At 39.2% G+C, this 18,261-nt stretch carries 18 protein-coding genes; 8 read left to right on the top strand and 10 right to left on the bottom strand.

The window, feature by feature from the left end; translation table 11 throughout:
• Positions 1 to 7 precede the first annotated feature (7 nt).
• Positions 8 to 634 (top strand): hypothetical protein, encoded by a 627-nt coding sequence (locus BN35_RS07855; protein ID WP_025071613.1) that lies wholly within the window; start codon positions 8 to 10, stop codon positions 632 to 634.
• Between the two features lie 386 nt (positions 635 to 1,020).
• Here BN35_RS07855 and BN35_RS07845 read toward each other — a convergent pair whose 3' ends face one another.
• Positions 1,021 to 1,998 carry an ROK family protein gene (locus tag BN35_RS07845; protein ID WP_028900787.1) on the bottom strand — a complete coding sequence of 326 codons (978 nt, stop codon included), beginning with the start codon at positions 1,996 to 1,998 and terminating at the stop codon, positions 1,021 to 1,023.
• A gap of 251 nt (positions 1,999 to 2,249) precedes the next feature.
• On the opposite strand from BN35_RS07845, the gene BN35_RS07840 reads away from it, so the two are divergent.
• From BN35_RS07840 to BN35_RS07825, 4 genes are all read left to right on the top strand, one after another.
• Positions 2,250 to 2,918, top strand: coding sequence for a LysE family translocator (locus BN35_RS07840; RefSeq protein WP_025071611.1), 669 nt, complete (start codon positions 2,250 to 2,252; stop codon positions 2,916 to 2,918).
• A gap of 93 nt (positions 2,919 to 3,011) precedes the next feature.
• Positions 3,012 to 3,560: a DUF4924 family protein gene (locus tag BN35_RS07835; protein WP_008123298.1), complete on the top strand. Its 549-nt coding sequence runs from the start codon at positions 3,012 to 3,014 to the stop codon at positions 3,558 to 3,560.
• A gap of 3 nt (positions 3,561 to 3,563) precedes the next feature.
• The gene (gene rfbD / locus BN35_RS07830) at positions 3,564 to 4,421 is read left to right on the top strand and encodes a dTDP-4-dehydrorhamnose reductase (RefSeq protein WP_025071610.1); all 858 of its coding nucleotides are present in this window, start codon (positions 3,564 to 3,566) and stop codon (positions 4,419 to 4,421) included.
• A gap of 80 nt (positions 4,422 to 4,501) precedes the next feature.
• Positions 4,502 to 6,067 (top strand): peptide chain release factor 3, encoded by a 1,566-nt coding sequence (locus tag BN35_RS07825; protein WP_025071609.1) that lies wholly within the window; start codon positions 4,502 to 4,504, stop codon positions 6,065 to 6,067.
• A gap of 147 nt (positions 6,068 to 6,214) precedes the next feature.
• On the opposite strand, the gene rny is transcribed toward BN35_RS07825, so the two are convergent.
• The 4 genes from rny to BN35_RS07805 all read right to left on the bottom strand — a co-directional run bounded on the left by rny (position 6,215) and on the right by BN35_RS07805 (position 9,291).
• Positions 6,215 to 7,747: a ribonuclease Y gene (rny, locus tag BN35_RS07820; RefSeq protein WP_025071608.1), complete on the bottom strand. Its 1,533-nt coding sequence runs from the start codon at positions 7,745 to 7,747 to the stop codon at positions 6,215 to 6,217.
• Between the two features lie 166 nt (positions 7,748 to 7,913).
• Entirely contained in the window at positions 7,914 to 8,225 is a 312-nt protein-coding gene (locus tag BN35_RS07815) for a cell division protein ZapA (RefSeq protein WP_025071607.1), read from the bottom strand.
• An 8-nt stretch (positions 8,226 to 8,233) separates the two neighbouring features.
• Complete coding sequence (locus BN35_RS07810) at positions 8,234 to 8,527, bottom strand: hypothetical protein (protein ID WP_025071606.1); 294 nt, start codon at positions 8,525 to 8,527, stop codon at positions 8,234 to 8,236.
• A 137-nt stretch (positions 8,528 to 8,664) separates the two neighbouring features.
• On the bottom strand, positions 8,665 to 9,291 hold the full coding sequence (locus BN35_RS07805; RefSeq protein WP_025071605.1) for a hypothetical protein: 627 nt from the start codon (positions 9,289 to 9,291) through the stop codon (positions 8,665 to 8,667).
• Positions 9,292 to 9,595: 304 nt separating this feature from the next.
• Here BN35_RS07805 and rfbA point away from each other — a divergent pair, with 304 nt between their 5' ends.
• The 3 genes from rfbA (at position 9,596) to BN35_RS07790 (ending at position 13,553) form a co-directional block, all read left to right on the top strand.
• The gene (rfbA, locus tag BN35_RS07800; RefSeq protein ID WP_028900788.1) at positions 9,596 to 10,477 is read left to right on the top strand and encodes a glucose-1-phosphate thymidylyltransferase RfbA; all 882 of its coding nucleotides are present in this window, start codon (positions 9,596 to 9,598) and stop codon (positions 10,475 to 10,477) included.
• A 60-nt stretch (positions 10,478 to 10,537) separates the two neighbouring features.
• Positions 10,538 to 13,036, top strand: a complete 2,499-nt coding sequence (locus BN35_RS07795) for a GumC family protein (protein ID WP_025071604.1) — start codon at positions 10,538 to 10,540, stop codon at positions 13,034 to 13,036.
• Positions 13,037 to 13,115: 79 nt separating this feature from the next.
• Entirely contained in the window at positions 13,116 to 13,553 is a 438-nt protein-coding gene (locus tag BN35_RS07790; RefSeq protein ID WP_025071603.1) for a BT0820 family HAD-type phosphatase, read from the top strand.
• Positions 13,554 to 13,888: 335 nt separating this feature from the next.
• On the opposite strand, the gene rplI is transcribed toward BN35_RS07790, so the two are convergent.
• The 5 genes from rplI to BN35_RS07765 form a co-directional block, all read right to left on the bottom strand.
• Positions 13,889 to 14,467 (bottom strand): 50S ribosomal protein L9, encoded by a 579-nt coding sequence (gene rplI, locus BN35_RS07785; protein ID WP_025071602.1) that lies wholly within the window; start codon positions 14,465 to 14,467, stop codon positions 13,889 to 13,891.
• 18 nt (positions 14,468 to 14,485) lie between these two features.
• Positions 14,486 to 14,755, bottom strand: a complete 270-nt coding sequence (gene rpsR, locus BN35_RS07780; protein ID WP_008123278.1) for a 30S ribosomal protein S18 — start codon at positions 14,753 to 14,755, stop codon at positions 14,486 to 14,488.
• Between the two features lie 2 nt (positions 14,756 to 14,757).
• A complete protein-coding gene (gene rpsF, locus BN35_RS07775; protein WP_025071601.1) occupies positions 14,758 to 15,102 on the bottom strand; it encodes a 30S ribosomal protein S6 in 345 nt (114 codons plus the stop codon).
• 659 nt (positions 15,103 to 15,761) lie between these two features.
• Entirely contained in the window at positions 15,762 to 16,460 is a 699-nt protein-coding gene (gene rprY, locus BN35_RS07770) for a response regulator transcription factor RprY (protein WP_008123271.1), read from the bottom strand.
• 27 nt (positions 16,461 to 16,487) lie between these two features.
• Positions 16,488 to 18,047: a sensor histidine kinase gene (locus BN35_RS07765; RefSeq protein ID WP_028900789.1), complete on the bottom strand. Its 1,560-nt coding sequence runs from the start codon at positions 18,045 to 18,047 to the stop codon at positions 16,488 to 16,490.
• Positions 18,048 to 18,261: the final 214 nt, after the last annotated feature.

Raw genomic sequence — 18,261 nt, 5'->3', positions numbered from 1 at the left:
CAAAATAATGGCTACCACAAGCATCAACAGGTCAAATAGACAACTGTGCAAAACAGGAACTGTCATCATAGCACTCTTGTTGACTCTTTCTACTACCCACATCCATGCACAATCATCATTTGATGAAAGGGAGGGATGTCTCAATGTTGTCAACACAACTGTCACCAAAGGAACAGGCAAGTATGGAGACGACACCTTCAGCATGAACTACCAGCACGAAAGGTTCATCAACGAACAATGGAGTATCGGAGCTGGCATTGGCTACAATTATCACAGCCAATACAGATTGGCGATTGTGCCAGTGTTTGTCAGCAGTACATTCTTTTTCACCAATACACAATGGGCACCCTTCGTCAACGTCCAATTGGGTTCTTTTGGTATCATTAGGAAGGGCAATATAGATACAAACACGAAATATTCTACAACCCTCAAAAATACAGATTTCAATCTATTGATGTCGCCGAGCATCGGCATAAAACTCCACTTGTCATCCCACATCGGACTCATGACTTCTATCACGATTGAGAATATCCTTCTTAAAATCTATAATGACAAACAAAAAACATACACTAACAAGATTATCAGTAGCATAGGCATAAACATCGGCATATTCTTTCAAATCAAGGGATGGTAATGGCTAACTTCAAATATGCAGCCGATAACAGATTTATATTGAATATTGCCGATAACCTGCATTATAACAAAAAGAATTCTTTTACAAGCAATAAAGTCATACAATTTCAAAACAATGCAAAGAGAGTTATTAGGATTAAACTTGCAATAAGAAAAAAAATGCAAGTTCCTAATCGTCAACATTGTCATTTGTACTGGACAATGCAATGACGAGATCAAGAAAAAAGGGGCTACGCCAAGCAGCGCACCCCTTGATACGGTTTAAGTCAAGCTTCCTTTTTATTCCTTTCGTTCATACCAATTATTGAGAGCGCATCTCAGTCTTAATACAGGTATATGAATTAAAAAGAGGAAGAAGTATCTAACAATAGCGATGTGACGAGAATGTTATATTTCCCAACCAATAGCACTCGCACCGAGTACTGCTGCTGAAGAACCGTCTAAGCCACTGATTAAGAATTTTGCCTTATCCTTATAAATCTTCAACACATTTTTATCATAGCTTTCTTTGAGCGGCTTCATGAGCAAATCGCCTGCCTTGGTAAGTCCACCAAAGAAGATGAATGCCTCTGGAGAACTGAATGCGGCAAAATTAGCACAAGCCTCGCCTAACATCTCTCCAGTAGTCTGATAAACATGCTGTGCGAGCTTGTCTCCTTTTTCTGCTGCGATGCTCACATCTAAAGAAGTAATATCTTCCAATATCATCTCGCGCAACAAAGAAGGTTCTTCGGTGGTTTCTAACAATTCACGAGCTGTTCGAGCAACGCCTGTTGCCGAGCAATACGCCTCAAGACAACCGTTACGTCCACAGCCACAAGAACGTCCTTCCTCACGACGTACCACTACGTGTCCTAACTCTCCTGCAAAGCCATCGCTTCCATAAACAAGCTGCCCATTGACAACAATTCCAGAACCTACTCCTGTACCCAAAGTAATCACGATAAAATTCTTCATACCACGAGCCACACCATAGGTCATTTCGCCAATGGCAGCAGCATTGGCATCGTTGGTCAAAGCTACAGGAATGCCTAATTTCTCGGAAAACATCTTCGCCAAAGGTACTACCCCATTATGTCCCCAGCTCAAATTAGGCGCAAACTCAATAGTACCATTATAATAGTTACCATTGGGAGCACCAATACCCATAGCCTTGATAGTATCAATACCGCCCACTTGGTCGATGATGAGCTGCAAAGCCTCTACGGAAGCTGCTACATAATCATTTACATCGTCATAACCTTGTGTCTTAATTGAAGTCGTAGCCTTAATGTCTCCACGACTATCTACTATACCAAAAACGGAGTTTGTTCCGCCTAAGTCCAAACCGATAACATACGGCTTTAATTTAGATAATGATTTCATTTTAGATATTGTTTTAATTTAGAAGTTAACGTATTAATGGATTCTTTCGTCCACAAGCAGAAGCGTCAATAATACTCCTTAAAAGTCTCCAGTTTGATAACATTCAAATAGAAATAATTTACTAAATACACATCAACGCTTCATGAATTGAACAAATCGATTACGCAAAGTTATTAAAAATATAACTTCAACCAAAGTTTTAATCTATAAATTTGTCCATATCGCATAATTTTTGCAATTTTGCATACCGTATGCCGTTTGAATTTCATATTGATATCATTGACCAGATATGGAAAGGAGTAATCATTGGAGTGATTGCATCTGGACTAATGGGACCCGTGGGTGTTCTGTGCATCCAACGAACCCTGAATAAAGGACGATGGTACGGATTTGTTACAGGTGTAGGGGCGGCTTGTTCCGATATTATCTATGCACTTTTAACGGGGCTTGGAATGAGTTTCGTCTTAGACTTGATTACCAATCCGAAGAATATGTTTATCTTACAAATATCAGGAAGTCTGTTATTACTGCTATTTGGGATTTATAGTTTTAGGAATAACCCAACGAACCACATGCACGTTAGTGGCACGAAAAAAGGCACATATACCTACAATGGCATTACGGCATTTTGGCTTACATTTCTGAATCCACTCATCATTTTATTGCTTATCGCCATGTTTGCGCAATTTAACTTCGTGGTGCCTAACCACCCTATTGAGATGTGTAGTGGGTATCTTGGAATCTTTGGTGGTGCCGTATTATGGTGGTATGGGCTGACTTGGCTAATAGATAAAATACGAGGGAGGTTCGATACGAACGGCATCATCATCATCAATAAAATCATTGGAACCATTGTTATCCTGTGTTCATTGGTGATTCTCATCGGTACTGTTTTCAATTTGTATACGGTACATTATTAGCAACACTTGCGATTCAAAACATTCCTGTTAAAGGAGTGTACATCTACGTAAGACAGGGGCGACGAATTGGAATACTAAAAAACTTCATACAACGTGTATATATCTCAACAATTACGCAAAAAGAACATTGCCGAATATCTTTTGTATATGTGGCAAATAGAGGATCTCATAAGAGCCTACGACTGCTCATTGGCTCGAATCCGAAGAGAATATATCTCTCAATTTGACTATTCTGACGAACAGAAAGATGAAATGACTGATTGGTATGGCAATTTGATTAGAATGATGAACGAAGAGGGGAAACGAGAAAAAGGTCATCTCCAAATTAACGAAATCATTCTACAAGATTTGATTGACTTACACAGTCAGCTACTTCAAAGCACGAACTTTCCTTTTTACAACTCAGAATATTATAAGGTACTGCCGTTCATTGTCGAATTACGACAAAAAGGAGCAAAGGACCAGCATGAAATATTAGTGTGCCTAAATGCGCTATACGGTGTCATGCTTCTACGTTTACAACACAAAGAGATAACACCAGAAACAGTCCATGCCATTGAAGAAATAACCACCTTCATCGGGATGCTGTCCGATTATTATATCAAAGACAAGAATCAAGGAATTCAATTTGAGGAGGAGTAATTTATGAATATACTTATCACAGGTTGCAACGGACAATTGGGACGCGAGATGCAACGGCTTGAAAAGCAAATAAAAGAACACCAATGGTGGAATACAGACGTAGAGGAGTTGGATATCACCGACCAAAAAGCCATTGAAGAGTTTGTGACTACTCACGAAATAGACGGAATCGTGAACTGTGCAGCCTATACCGCAGTCGACAAAGCGGAGGAAAATAAACAATTAGCTACTGCACTAAACGCTGAAGCTCCCGCTTATTTGGCAGCAGCCATAGCCAAAAGAAAAGGGTGGATAATACAAATCAGTACAGATTATGTATTTGACGGAACGCAACATACTCCCTATACAGAAACCGATACCCCATGCCCCAACAGTGTGTATGGCGCAACAAAATTAGCAGGCGAAGTAGCTGTTAGGCAGATTTGTCCTAAGCATGTCATCATTCGAACAGCATGGCTCTACTCCGTTCATGGCCATAACTTTGTAAAAACCATGATTAAGTTAGGCAAGGAAAAATCGGAGCTGGGCGTTATCTTCGATCAAATTGGAACACCGACCTATGCAGGAGATTTGGCTCAAGCTATCATGACAATCATCAAGAAGGGCATTGTTCCTGGTACTTACCACTATTCCAACGAAGGTGTCATTAGTTGGTATGATTTCACAAAAGCCATTCATCGGTTGGCAGACATTACCACGTGTCACGTAAAGCCATTACACACAGCAGACTATCCAACAGCTGCCAAACGTCCACATTACAGTGTGTTGGACAAAACGGAAATAAAAACAACTTACGATATTGAAATACCTTATTGGGAAGAGAGTTTAGCAAAGATGATAGAGGAAAGCGAAATCATATAAGGTGGATTCTACAACCTACCACCTCGCAATTCATCCTTTCTCAATTAACAATAAAAACAAACACATCAACGGAATACAACATGAATGAAATACAACGTCGTCGAACCTTTGCCATCATTTCACATCCAGACGCAGGAAAAACGACACTTACTGAAAAGTTCCTGCTTTTTGGAGGTCAAATACAAGTTGCTGGAGCCGTCAAGAGTCATAAAATAAAGAAGACAGCTACCAGTGACTGGATGGACATTGAAAAGCAACGTGGAATATCTGTGTCTACGTCGGTCATGGAGTTCGACTACCAAGGCTATAAGATTAACATTTTGGACACTCCTGGACACCAAGACTTTGCAGAAGACACATATCGCACACTTACGGCTGTAGATTCTGCCATTATTGTGGTCGACTCTGCAAAAGGAGTGGAAGCCCAAACACGCAAGCTGATGGAAGTTTGTAGGATGCGCCAAACGCCAGTGATTATCTTTATTAACAAAATGGACCGTGAAGGTCGTGACCCTTTCGATGTACTTGACGAACTGGAACAAGAATTACAAATTAAAGTGCGCCCTTTGAGTTGGCCTATCGGTCAAGGTGTTCGTTTCAAAGGGGTGTACAACATCTATGAACAACAATTAAATTTGTTCACTCCGAACAAACAACGTGTCACCGAGAAGGTTGAGGTAGACGTTGAGAGTGAAGAGTTAGAGAAAAAGGTTGGAGAAAAAGAAGCTCATCGTTTACGTGAAGACCTTGAACTGGTGAATGGCGTTTATCCAACTTTTAATCAAGAATCCTACCGTGCAGCAGAAGTGGCGCCCGTATTCTTTGGGTCGGCACTAAACAATTTTGGCGTCCAAGAACTGTTGAATTGCTTTGTAGAAATCGCACCAAGTCCTCGCCCCACCTTAGCTGAAGAGAGATTGGTACATCCAGAGGAGCCTAAGTTTACTGGCTTTATCTTTAAGATTACTGCCAACATAGACCCTAACCATCGCTCTTGCATTGCCTTCTGCAAAGTATGCTCTGGAAAGTTTGTTCGCAACCAGCCATATCTTCATGTACGCAATGGGAAAACGGTCAGGTTTAGTTCACCTACTCAATTCATGGCGCAACGTAAGAGTACCATTGAAGAAGCCTATCCCGGTGACATCGTGGGCTTGCCAGATAATAACATCTTCAAAATTGGAGATACACTCACTGAAGGTGAAATGATTCATTTTAAGGGACTACCTTCGTTCTCACCAGAAATGTTCAAATACATTGAAAATGATGATCCTATGAAATCTAAACAACTCAACAAGGGTATTGAACAACTGATGGACGAAGGTGTTGCCCAACTGTTCATCAACCAGTTTAACCAACGAAAGGTTATCGGCACCGTAGGACAACTACAATTTGAAGTCATCCAATACCGATTAGAAAATGAATACAATGCGAAATGCAGATGGGAACCTGTTCATCTGTATAAAGCGTGCTGGATAGAATCGGACAATGAAGAAGAACTTGAAAACTTCAAGAGAAGGAAATACCAATATATGGCAAAAGATCGAGAGGGAAGAGATGTCTTCCTTGCCGACTCCCAATATGTTTTATCAATGGCGCAACAAGATTTCGAACATATTAAATTTCACTTTACCAGTGAATTTTAAGACATTCATATCATCAGCTAATCAAGAGATATAAAGAGCTTCCCCCATGTTCTTTGTAATTTCTGAAATAAATCTATAAAATAAATCGACCGTATTTTAAGTAACAAATACGGTCAATTATTTTATAGACGATAAACTCAAATGTAGTTATTTGGCGTATGCTACACTCCTCGTCTCGCGGATAACAGTAATCTTAACTTGTCCGGGATACGTCATTTCATTTTGAATCTTTGTAGCAATCTCATCCGACAACTTTAAGGTCTCCGCATCATCCATCTTGTCTGCTCCCACAATAACACGAAGCTCTCTACCAGCCTGAATAGCATAAGTTTTGGTTACTCCAGGGTAACTCATCGCAATTGCCTCAAGATCATTCAAACGTTTGATATAAGCCTCTACAATTTCTCGACGAGCACCTGGACGAGCTCCAGATATGGCATCACAAACTTGAACAATGGGTGCCAACAACGTTTGCATCTCTACTTCATCATGATGCGCAGCAATCGCATTGACTATCTCTGGTTTTTCCTTGAACTTCTCGGCAATCTTGCCTCCATAAAGAGCATGTGGCAACTCACTTTCCTCGTCAGGCACTTTTCCTATATCGTGCAAAAGTCCCGCACGTTTAGCCTTCTTAGGATTCAAACCTAATTCAGCTGCCATGACCGCACAAAGGTTTGCTGTCTCACGCGCATGCTGTAATAAATTCTGTCCATAGCTTGAACGATACTTCATTTTTCCAACAATTCGCACCAATTCAGGATGAAGTCCATGGATACCCAAGTCTATTACTGTCCGCTTACCTGTTTCGATAATTTCATTATCAAGTTGTTTCTTCACCTTTGCCACCACTTCTTCAATTCGAGCAGGATGTATACGTCCATCCGCTACCAATTGATGAAGTGCCAAACGACAAATCTCACGTCGTACAGGGTCGAATGCGGAAATGACAATAGCCTCAGGTGTATCATCTACAACAATCTCAACCCCTGTAGCAGCTTCTAAAGCACGAATGTTTCGTCCTTCTCTTCCAATAATACGACCTTTCACTTCATCATTATCGATGTGGAAAACACTGACAGAATTTTCGATAGCTGTTTCAGTGGCAACACGTTGAATTGTCTGGATAACTATTTTCTTTGCTTCCTGATTGGCATTCAGTTTCGCTTCGTCCATTATCTCGTTAATATAACTGGCAGCATCTGTTTTCGCCTCATCCTTTAAGCTTTCCACTAATCTTCGCTTTGCTTCTTCAGCAGTAAGACCAGATAGTTCCTCAAGTTTCTCACGTTCTTGTAACTGAAGTTTATCAAGGTCGGCTTGTTTTATTTCTAACAATTTCTTTTCGTTGTCTATTCGCTGTTGTTGTCTATCAACCTCTTGTTTACGACGAGCCAACTCTTCTTGTCTCTGATTTAAGCCAAGCTCTTTCTGTTTGAGTTTATTCTCACTCTGTTGGATTTTCAGATTACGACTTTGAACTTCTTTTTCAAGTTCAGACTTCTTATTCAAGAACTTTTCTTTAACCTCCAGCAGTTTCTTTTCTTTGAGAACCTCTGCTTCTTTATTTGCAGCCGCTATTATCTCATTGTATTTCTTTTTAACAACGTATTGATAAACTGCATAGCCTATTGCTCCAATGACGGCAATGGCTATTATCATTGTGATAATTGTACCCATATTATATAATATAAATTTAATTTCATTTCTAAACTTTAGCGTGGAAATGAAAAATCAGATTGGTAGCAGATTGATTTCCATACAATCAATGCAGGCTCTACTCCAAAAAGGTAAAAGACAAATAGGCTGTTCTCTCAGTTATTCATCAAGCAGTTCATCGATTCAATCAAGGAATTTGCTTCTTGAATGCCTCTTCAATCTCGGTCGTTAACTGTGCCATCATTTCATGAAAAGGCTTCACGTCATTGCGTCCAGACTCTTTCTCGTATCTTAACGCAATATCGATCAGTGCCATATAGAGTATTTCTTTCTCACTCCTTTTGGTCTTAAAAAGAGAGGAATACGTATTTACAGTCTCCGTGATGAGTTTTGCTGCCTGGCGATAATATTCTTCATCATCCCTCAGAACAGTTACGCTCATGTCTGTATCGTAAACATGTAATCTTATTTGTAGCTTATCTCTATTGTCTCCTGCCATCACTCCGACTATTTTCCACTCAGTAGTGTGATACATTTATTGACATCCCTGATGAGCTTGGATAATTTTTTCTTCGCAACATCCATATCCGCATTAGATACTTGAATCATCCTTGCCATCTTGAGACTATTGTAATTCTGTTTTGCCTGTTCCAGCTGTGCTTCGAGTTCTTTTATCTTCGCATTCTGCTCATCCACCATTTCGTACAAGCCATCATTCTCCTGTTTCATTTCTTGATATTGGAGAATCATTTGCCTGACACGTGTGGTGAAAAGCGATAAAGTCTTCTCATTCGCATTCATAGATTTACAATTTGGTTACAAATTTAACTTAATAAATTGATAATCACAAATTATCCATCATATTTTTTACGCTTTACTTTAGCACAGAGCATTGCAAAAGTGAATTTATAAAAGTCAATGATGCTGAAAAACAAATGTTATTTCTGCTCACTATCAGCAGGTTTTGGCTCTTTCTTTGCCAACATCACCAATTGATACACGAAGTCAGTAACCCACTTTTGCGAGAACCCTAAACGATTATTATACTTCCTAATGGTGACAACCGCTTTCATTGCAGCAGCATCTGTATAATCGTTCTTAGTGAAGATATCGTTGACGGTCTTTTCGGTCATAGTATAAATAGCACTCTTAAAGATTGAAGGAACTCGTAACTTAAACTTCATCAGATTACCTATCAGCATCATCAGCTCCTGTGTAAACCCTTGAAATTGCAAAAGGTAGGTCTGAACATCTTCCATTCTGCGACAGTTACGACGGATACTCTGATCAATCTCCTTACAGAAATTGTCGTTTGTCTTGTAGATATCTTTCAGCATTTTCTTACAATGTACTTTTTCGCCAACACCTAATTTGTTATTCACAGTTGGAACTTTTAATGTTGTCTTGAACGTGCGCAAGTCAGGTAACATTTTCAAGTTGTTAATTCCCAATTGCGCTGCCATTGCAGACTGAAAGTAAACCCTAATCAGTGTCATGTAGTCTTCCATGCCACCAGTTTTCTCTTGTTTGCCCTTTTTGTCAAAGATATTTGATAAAAATTTCATCATGATAATGTAACATAATATTTTTCTTCGCATGAGATTATCTCACGGAATACTCCACAAAGTTACGACAAAACAATAAAAATACAAAACAAAATCAACAATTTCAGGTTTCTCACTTTCCCTATTCAATTATTATTTATATCTTTGTGCCATATATGTGCGCAACGGCACGCAAGATTGGAACCTCATGCCCTGATTGAGTCAAGTCGCACAACTCCCAGTTTATGTAAAGTTGCCGTTGATGAAGTTGTACACTACCTTATCCTTAACGTATAGGTAAATAAAAGAACTAAGTTTTACATTCATGAAAGGAATTATTTTAGCAGGCGGTTCAGGGACACGTTTGTATCCCATCACGAAGGGTATCAGCAAACAATTGATACCTATCTTCGATAAACCCATGATATATTATCCCATATCTGTACTAATGTTGGCAGGTATTCGTGAAATTCTGATTATATCAACTCCGTTTGATTTACCTGGTTTTGAGCGACTGTTAGGAGATGGACAAGACTTAGGAGTGAAGTTTACCTATGCGGAACAACCAAGTCCCGATGGCTTAGCGCAAGCATTTATCATTGGTGAAGAATTTATCGGCAATGAATCCGTTTGTCTGGTCTTGGGAGACAACATCTTTTATGGTTCTGGTTTTTCATCCCTCCTTTACACGGCTGTTGCAGACGCAGAAAAAGAAAACAAAGCAACTGTTTTTGGTTATTATGTCAACGACCCAGAGCGATATGGCGTCGTAGAATTCAATCAGGAAGGAAAATGTCTAAGTATTGAAGAAAAACCAAAAGCCCCAAAAAGCAATTACGCTGTAGTAGGACTTTATTTTTATCCTAATTCAGTGATAGATATTGCCAAGCACATTCAACCAAGCGAACGTGGAGAGTTAGAAATTACTACCGTTAATCAAATCTATCTTGAAAGACAACAACTAAAAGTACAGACATTGCAACGAGGCTTCGCATGGTTGGACACGGGTACTCATGACAGTTTGTCTGAAGCCAGCACATTCATAGAAGTTATTGAGAAACGCCAAGGGTTGAAAGTAGCCTGCTTAGAAGAGATTGCTTTCAAAAAAGGTTGGATAGGAAAAGAACAACTCATTAAAATAGCTCAACCGATGAAGAAGAATTCTTATGGACAATATCTACTTGAGCTAACACAAAATAAGAAATAGTTTGAAGCTATATAATAAGTAAGTATTTGGAATAGTAATGAAATAATCACATTTATTCAAATGGAAGATAACAAAAACCAAGAAGTGAAAAAGATTGATGAACAAGAAGAAAGTTCATTTTTTAATTTTGAAACCATTTATACAACTCTTGTTTTTAACTGGAAATGGTTTGTCTTATCCCTCATCATTTGCTTGGGACTTGCAGCAATATATCTAAGGTACACAACGCCTATCTATCAAGCAAATGCTAAAATGCTGATTAAAGAAGAGGATAATTACAGACGTGGCAGAAATAGCGCATTAAACACCACGACTTTAGGAATGATGACCAACTCGGCAGGTATTGAAAATGAGATGGAAATTTTATCTTCCTTATCACTGGCAGAACAAGCTGTTAGAGATTTGAAGTTGTACACCCTTTACACATCAGAAGGCAGGGTGAAAGATAAGCTGATGTATCAAAACCAACCCATTGATGTAGATATTGACCCTGCTCATCTTGACAAGCTATCCACGGCTATCAATTTGTATATACAACGAGAAGGTAATTCTTTTCATGTCACAGGAAATTACAATGCAACAGATGAGCAATCACAGAAGGCATATACAATTGATAAAACCATCAACAAACTTCCAGCAACCTTAGCTACCAAAGCAGGAATCCTAACATTCAATAGTAGAAATGCAGGTTCGTTAAAAGACGGTGAGAGCTTCAAAGTCCGTATTGTTTCTCCTAAAGCGATGGCTGCTAAATTCAGATCATCCTTTAATGTTGCGCAAAGTAACAAAGGCAATAGCATTGCATTACTCACACTGAGAGATGAAATTCCCTATAGAGCAAAAGATTATCTACGACAGATAGTTATTTGTTATAATCGACAGGCGAACATAGATAAAAACGAAATAGCCCGCAATACAGAAGCCTTCATCAATAGCAGGTTAGAGAAGATTAGTGCAGAGCTCGGAGCTACAGAAGGTGCATTAGAAAGCTATAAGAAACGCAACAGAATGGTCAACCAAGAAATGAATGCTGCTCAGGCGATGGACAATGCCAACGCATATGACCAGAAGTTAGCCGAAGCAAACACACAGGTGGCACTGCTTAACAGCGTTCAGGAAAGTATGGGGCGGCCAGGCGGAAAATACGAAACACTCCCTGCCAATGTAGGTATTTCCGACCCTACTGTTAACGGATTAATTAACAAGTATAATGAAATTGCTCTTCAGAGGAATAAACTTTTAAGGAGTGCTTCAGAGTCCTCACCAACAGTTACACCGCTTACTTCTCAGCTGGATGATTTGAATAACAGTATTCATCGAGCTATGAACCAAGCAAAAAAAGGACTACAAATACAACGAAATAGCGTGGCTTCGCAATATGGTAAATACCAAGGACAAGTATCTCAGAGTCCTGAACAGGAGCGCATGCTCACCCAAATAGGACGCCAGCAGGATGTAAAATCAGGACTTTACCTCATGTTGTTACAAAAGCGAGAAGAGAACTCAATCTCATTGGCAGCCACCGCAGACAAGGGTACCTTGATTGATGAACCTGCAACTGGCGGACAAGTAAGTCCAAAACGTACGATGATATTCCTAATTGCGCTGCTCATAGCATTGGGTATTCCTTCTTTAATTCTGTTCTTGATACAATTCTTCCGCTATAAGATAGAGGGTCATGACGATGTCGCCAAACTAACCAAGCTGCCAATTTTAGCAGATGTGGCAGTAGCCAGCGAATCGGCTAAAACCAAAGCTGACATTGTGGTTCATGAGAACCAAAACAATCAGATGGAAGAAATATTCCGTAGCATGCGAACCAATTTGCAATTTATGATGAAAGAGAATGAAAAAGTCATCATGTTTACTTCTACCACATCGGGTGAAGGAAAAACTTTCAACGCCTCCAACCTTGCAGTTAGCTTCGCACTATTAGGTAAGAAAGTCATCTTGGTAGGTTTGGATATTCGTAAGCCACGTTTGGCAGAATTGTTCGAAATAGACGATCATCATCATGGTGTTACGATGCTATTGACCAAAGAGCAGCCTACTTGGGCAGAGATACAAAGTCAGATTTTACCTTCAGGTATTAACAACAACCTTGAATTACTGTTATCGGGTCCTGTGCCTCCAAATCCTGCAGAACTGATAGCTCGACCCTCCTTGCAGCTCATCATCGACCAACTGAAACAGCACTATGATTACATATTAATTGATACTGCTCCTGTTGGATTGGTGACAGACACACTCCAAATTGGACGTGTCGCTGATGCAACGGTCTACATGTGTCGTGCTGACTATACCCCTAAAGAGAGTTTCACTCTCATTAACACTCTTGCAAAAGAGAAGAAGCTTCCACAGATGTCAATTGTAATCAATGGCATTGATATGTCCAAGAAGAAGTATGGCTATTATTATGGCTATGGAAGGTATGGCAAATACGGAAAATATGGGCATTATAGCAAGCGTAGTTATGGTAATTATGGCAATTATGGAAGCTACGGCAACTATGCCAATAGCCATTACGGAGACAAAAACGACACCTCCATAAAACGATAGCGAGTTAAAAAAATACAGCTTTTTGATTAACTTAAAGATTACTTTCATCAATTTTTGATATCGCTTAAAGATTTGCACTATGACTATTGCAGTAGATTTCGATGGAACTATCGTTGAACATCGCTATCCAGAGATTGGCGAAGAGCTTCCTTTTGCAACGGAAACTCTGAAGATGTTGATAAAAGATCACCACCGATTAATCTTATGGAGTGTACGAGAGGGTAAGCTTCTACAAGAGGCTATTGATTGGTGCAAAGAACGAGGAGTTGAGTTTTGGGCTGTCAATCGTGATTACCCCGAGGAAGATGGTACTAAGAATAACAATCACTTCTCGCGAAAACTGAAAGCAGACCTCTTTATTGACGATAGAAACGTTGGTGGATTACTTGATTGGGGACAAATATATCATATGATTCATGACCATAAAACGATAAAAGACTTGATACGAGAAGCTGTGAACCAACAGGTACATGCAGCAGAACCACCAAAACGCAAAAGGCATTGGTGGAGTCGTTAGTCTTTTCCACAAAGACTTCAAGACATAAAGGCAATGCACGAACATACCTAATTCGTGTATTGTCTTTTTTTATCTCCCGTGGGTAATACTAATGAATGATTTGATAATTCCAGCCCACAAAGGGCATACATCCAAGCCTACAAACGTTTATCAATCACAAGAAGCTTAATGCGGAATAATAGTAAAGCACAGTTAAAGTCGGGAAAAATAAAAATCCCGATGTGGTTTAATGACACATCGGGACACCTATAGATTTGCTTTACAGTGCAATTGGTATCAATATCTAATATTGGTTCACTGCAATTAAGCGTCTTCACCGCTTATTCAGCAGCTTTTTATTCTGCGGTTTTAGTATCGTCAGCTTCTTCAACAGATTCCTTCTGCTCAAGTTCTGCTGTCTCTACAGCGTCAACTGTCTTACCAGTCTCTTTCTCTGTATCAACATTGTCTGACTTTACCTCTGCCTTAGGAGCATTTTCTGCTACTACGGTAACAGGAACTTTCACTTCAACCTCTTTATGGAAGTGGATAGTAGCTTCATATTCTCCCACCTTCTTGATATCACGCATCGTGATAATCTTTCGGTCTACAGCAAAGCCTTTCTTCTCTAATTCTTCAGCAACTGTCGCAGCAGTAACCGAACCATAAGTAACACCTGTTGCAGATACCTTTACAGAAATTTCCAATGCTACATTTTCCAACGCAGCAGCTTTCTTCTCTGCCTCTGCTTTCTTAGCTGCCAACTTATGAGCTTGCTGCTTCATATCTTCTGCAAGAACTTTCTTAGCCGATTCGGAAGCAATGACAGCCTTACCTTTTGGTATCAGGTAGTTACGACCATAACCACGTTTAACATCTACAATATCGTTCTTGTAACCAAGACCGATGATATCTTCTTTTAATATAATCTCCATTCTGTTTCCTCCTCTTAATTATTTCATCAAATCAGTTACATAAGGAAGCAGTGCTATCTGGCGGGCACGTTTTACGGCCTGTGCTACACGTCGCTGGTACTTTAATGAAGTTCCAGTAATACGACGAGGAAGAATTTTACCCTGTTCGTTCAAGAACTTTTTCAAGAACTCAGGATCCTTATAATCAATGTACTTAATGCCACTCTTTTTGAAACGGCAATACTTTTTCTTCTTGGTATCCACTGAAGGTGGAGTCAAATAACGAATTTCTGATTTATTCTCTGCCATAATTAAGCCTCCTTCTTGTTAGCATACTTCTGTTTTCTCTTCTCAGCATACTGTGCAGCATACTTGTCCAATTTAACAGTCATAAAACGGATTACTTTCTCGTCGCGGCGGAAGCCAACTTCGAGTGTGTCTACTAATGTTGGCTCACCTTTGAACTCAAACAAACAGTAGAAGCCTGAGTTCTTTTTCTGAATTTGATAAGCCAGTTTCTTAAGTCCCCAAGCCTCTTCATTCAGAATCTCGGCACCATTATCAGTAAGGAGAGTCTTGAATTTAGCGACCGTTTCCTTCATCTGTTCATCAGACAAAACGGGAGTCAAAATGAAAACGGTTTCGTAATGATTCATATTACTTCATTTATTAATAAATATTATTTTTGCAAAATGCGGTGCAAAGTTACCACTTTTTCGTAAGTCTACCAAATCTTTTTTGTACTTTTGCTGTCATGAAGAGGTTTCTTAAGAAAATAAAAATGGCGCCAAGCTTCGGCTTATATTGTGTTTATGCTGGAGTAGTTGTTTTTCTTCTCTCGTACATCACAGGTTGGTCTCGCTACTACTGGGTTTTATTCTTGGGACTATTTTTTGTGGTGTTGGGTATCGTTGCCTATACTTACTTATCAAGGAAACAGAACAGATATTAATTGTTCACTTCTCTTGTCGCCAATAACACAATGACACGCTATTACCGCTCCATAAGAGTATTCGCCATAGAAAAGCGTCAATTCTTTTTTGTTTGAACAAAAGTTTTTTGCGAGCCTTATAAAACTATAATGATGCAGCTAAGGAAAACAGTCTGTTTTGGCAGGTAAAACAAACTGTTTTGGTGTCCAAAATAGTCTATTTTACTTAGTTCCGTCAATCATACATGGACACAAATTGCAAAGCCAAGAACATCAGAGTCTATAGCTTCGTGCTGGAAGAAGAAGCAAAATAGGCATGAAACTTTATTCCATGCCTATTCATATTTGTAGAAGTTGTTGACATAACAACCTTATACGAGCTTATCAATCCTCTTCGGGAGTAATCAATTTGTACCCTTTACCATGAATGTTGATAATCTCTATTTGGTCATCATCTTTCAAGTGTTTGCGCAGCTTTGTGATATAAACATCCATGGAGCGTGCGTTAAAGTAGTTGTCATCAATCCAAATGGTTTTCAAAGCAAAATCGCGTTGCAATATTTCATTGGCATGAGAGCAAAGTAATGATAACAATTCATTTTCTTTGGTTGTCAACTTCGTTTGTTTATCTCCTATGGTCAACAATTGTTTTTGGGTATCGAAAACAAAGCGACCGATTTGATAAACCGTTTTTTCCTTCGTCTTTTTGCCACGAACACGACGCAAGATGGCTTCAATGCGCAATACTAATTCCTCCATGGAGAAGGGTTTGGTAATATAATCGTCTGCTCCAATCTTGAAACCTTCGAGTATATCTTCTTTCAATACCTTAGCAGTAAGGAAGATGATAGGCATTTCCGCATTGGCTTGTCTTATCTCCTGCGCCAAAGTAAAACCGTCTTTTTTAGGCATCATGACATCCAATACACAAATGTCATATCTATCTTTCAAAAACTCTTTATATCCCTCTTCACCGTCTGGACACAAGGTAGCAATATAACCTTTCGCTTGTAAATACTCTCTAAGAAGCATTCCTAAATTCTCATCGTCCTCACACAATAGGATTTTCAATTTCTCTTCCATAATCTTATTTGTTTTAATGAATAATTATTAATCTTTAATCACTGGGAGCTTAATCGTAAACGTGGTCCCATTTTTATATTCGCTGTCTACAGAGATGTCGCCTCCATGTAGATTGACGATTTTCTTCACATACGCCAATCCCAAGCCGAAGCCTTTTACATCATGTACATTACCTGTATGCACGCGATAGAACTTTTCAAATATTTTCCTTAAATTTTCCTTTTTAATACCCAAGCCTGTATCTCGAATGGACAAATACAAATATTCTTTGTCATTCCATGTCTTCAAGAAGATATTGAGTGGCTGGTTGGGTTTCCCATATTTCACCGCATTGTCCATCAAGTTGAAAATAGCATTTTGGAAATGTACTTCGTCCACATAGATAGTAGAATCAACAGCGCCTATATCGGTATATATCTTTCCTCCCGTATGTTCAACACGCAAAGCAAATGAATGCGAAATGTTCTCTATCAATTCGTTCAAGTCCAATTGTTTTTTCTTGAAAACGGCTTTCTTGCGATCGAACATTGACATTTGCAAAACTTTCTCAACCAAGAACCGAAGACGTTTAGTCTCATCTTGTATCACAGAACCGAGATGGTTCAGCATTGCCTCGCTTTTGGTCAAGCTCTTATCATTCAACATCTGCGCTGCCAACGAGATACTGGCTATCGGTGTCTTCAGTTCATGCGTCATATTATTGATAAAGTCGTTCTTTATTTCGGTGTAACGCTTTTGCCTAAACACAATCACAATTGTAAAAATGAAAGTTATCAACAAAATCACAGTGAACACAATGGCGGGCATGATGAACCGAACAGAGGAAAAGATATAGCTGTTCATATCCGGGAAATGCAATCGCACCACGCCTGTCTTTGAAGCAGGGTCATTACGGAACAACACCTGTGAATAGGTGTACTCTTCGCCATCATCAGAATAATCAGAGCATCGATAAACCTCTCTCCCATCTTGGGTGGTCACCCTGAAATGATAAGGTATGTTGATTCCATTGTTCATTAACTCTGATTTTAAGTCCTGATCGAGCAACTTAAAATTGATTCTTTCTTTCAAAGGCTTTTCAGAGGCTGAGTACAATATCGAATACACTACTTCATCTAAGAGTGCACGCTGATATACATAACGATTTTTCACTATCTCCTGCAAAGATTTTGTAGCTTCCGAAAGGGAGTTCTTATCGCTTTGCAAAATCATCCCCTTAGGCATTTGAGACGGTTTTACCGTAATGGTTTTTAGCTCAAACGCCGAATACATCGTCCCATCTTTTCCCGTTACAGAGAATTGATGCGATTGTTGCAACGTTCCATCGGGCTTTCCCGAACGCGTTCCGATAGAGTCTTGAATGAAAGCTCGGCGCTCTGTTTCATTGACATCTTTCTGTAAATATCGGAAAGTTTCGTTATATTCAAGATTACGCGCTGCTTGGTTCAAAGCTCTGTTGACAGACTCGTCAAACTGTTCTTTCTTCATATCTGCCATTTCCTGAAAATATTTCAGCTGTAAAAATAGCAACACAAGGAAAGAAACTCCCATGATGACTGAGATAATCCAAATCGTCCTCTTTTTCATATAGTACAAAGATAACAATTCTCTTAATTCATTAACAATATCATGTTAAATAAAAAGAGCAGTTTATGGTATATTAACTAAAAATAAAAGTATAGTTGTTTTAATGCAATTAAAGAGATGCTTTTGTCATAAAAAAGATAGTTATTGGGAACAACTTACTACCTATTCAAAAAAAGAGATGCACAAATTAAACATTCGTACATCTCCTTTACAT

Source organism: Hoylesella timonensis 4401737 = DSM 22865 = JCM 15640, from assembly GCF_000455445.1.
GTDB lineage: Bacteria > Bacteroidota > Bacteroidia > Bacteroidales > Bacteroidaceae > Prevotella > Prevotella timonensis.
Note: the sequence above shows the minus strand (reverse complement) of the source record. Positions and strands in the feature narration are given on the sequence as shown.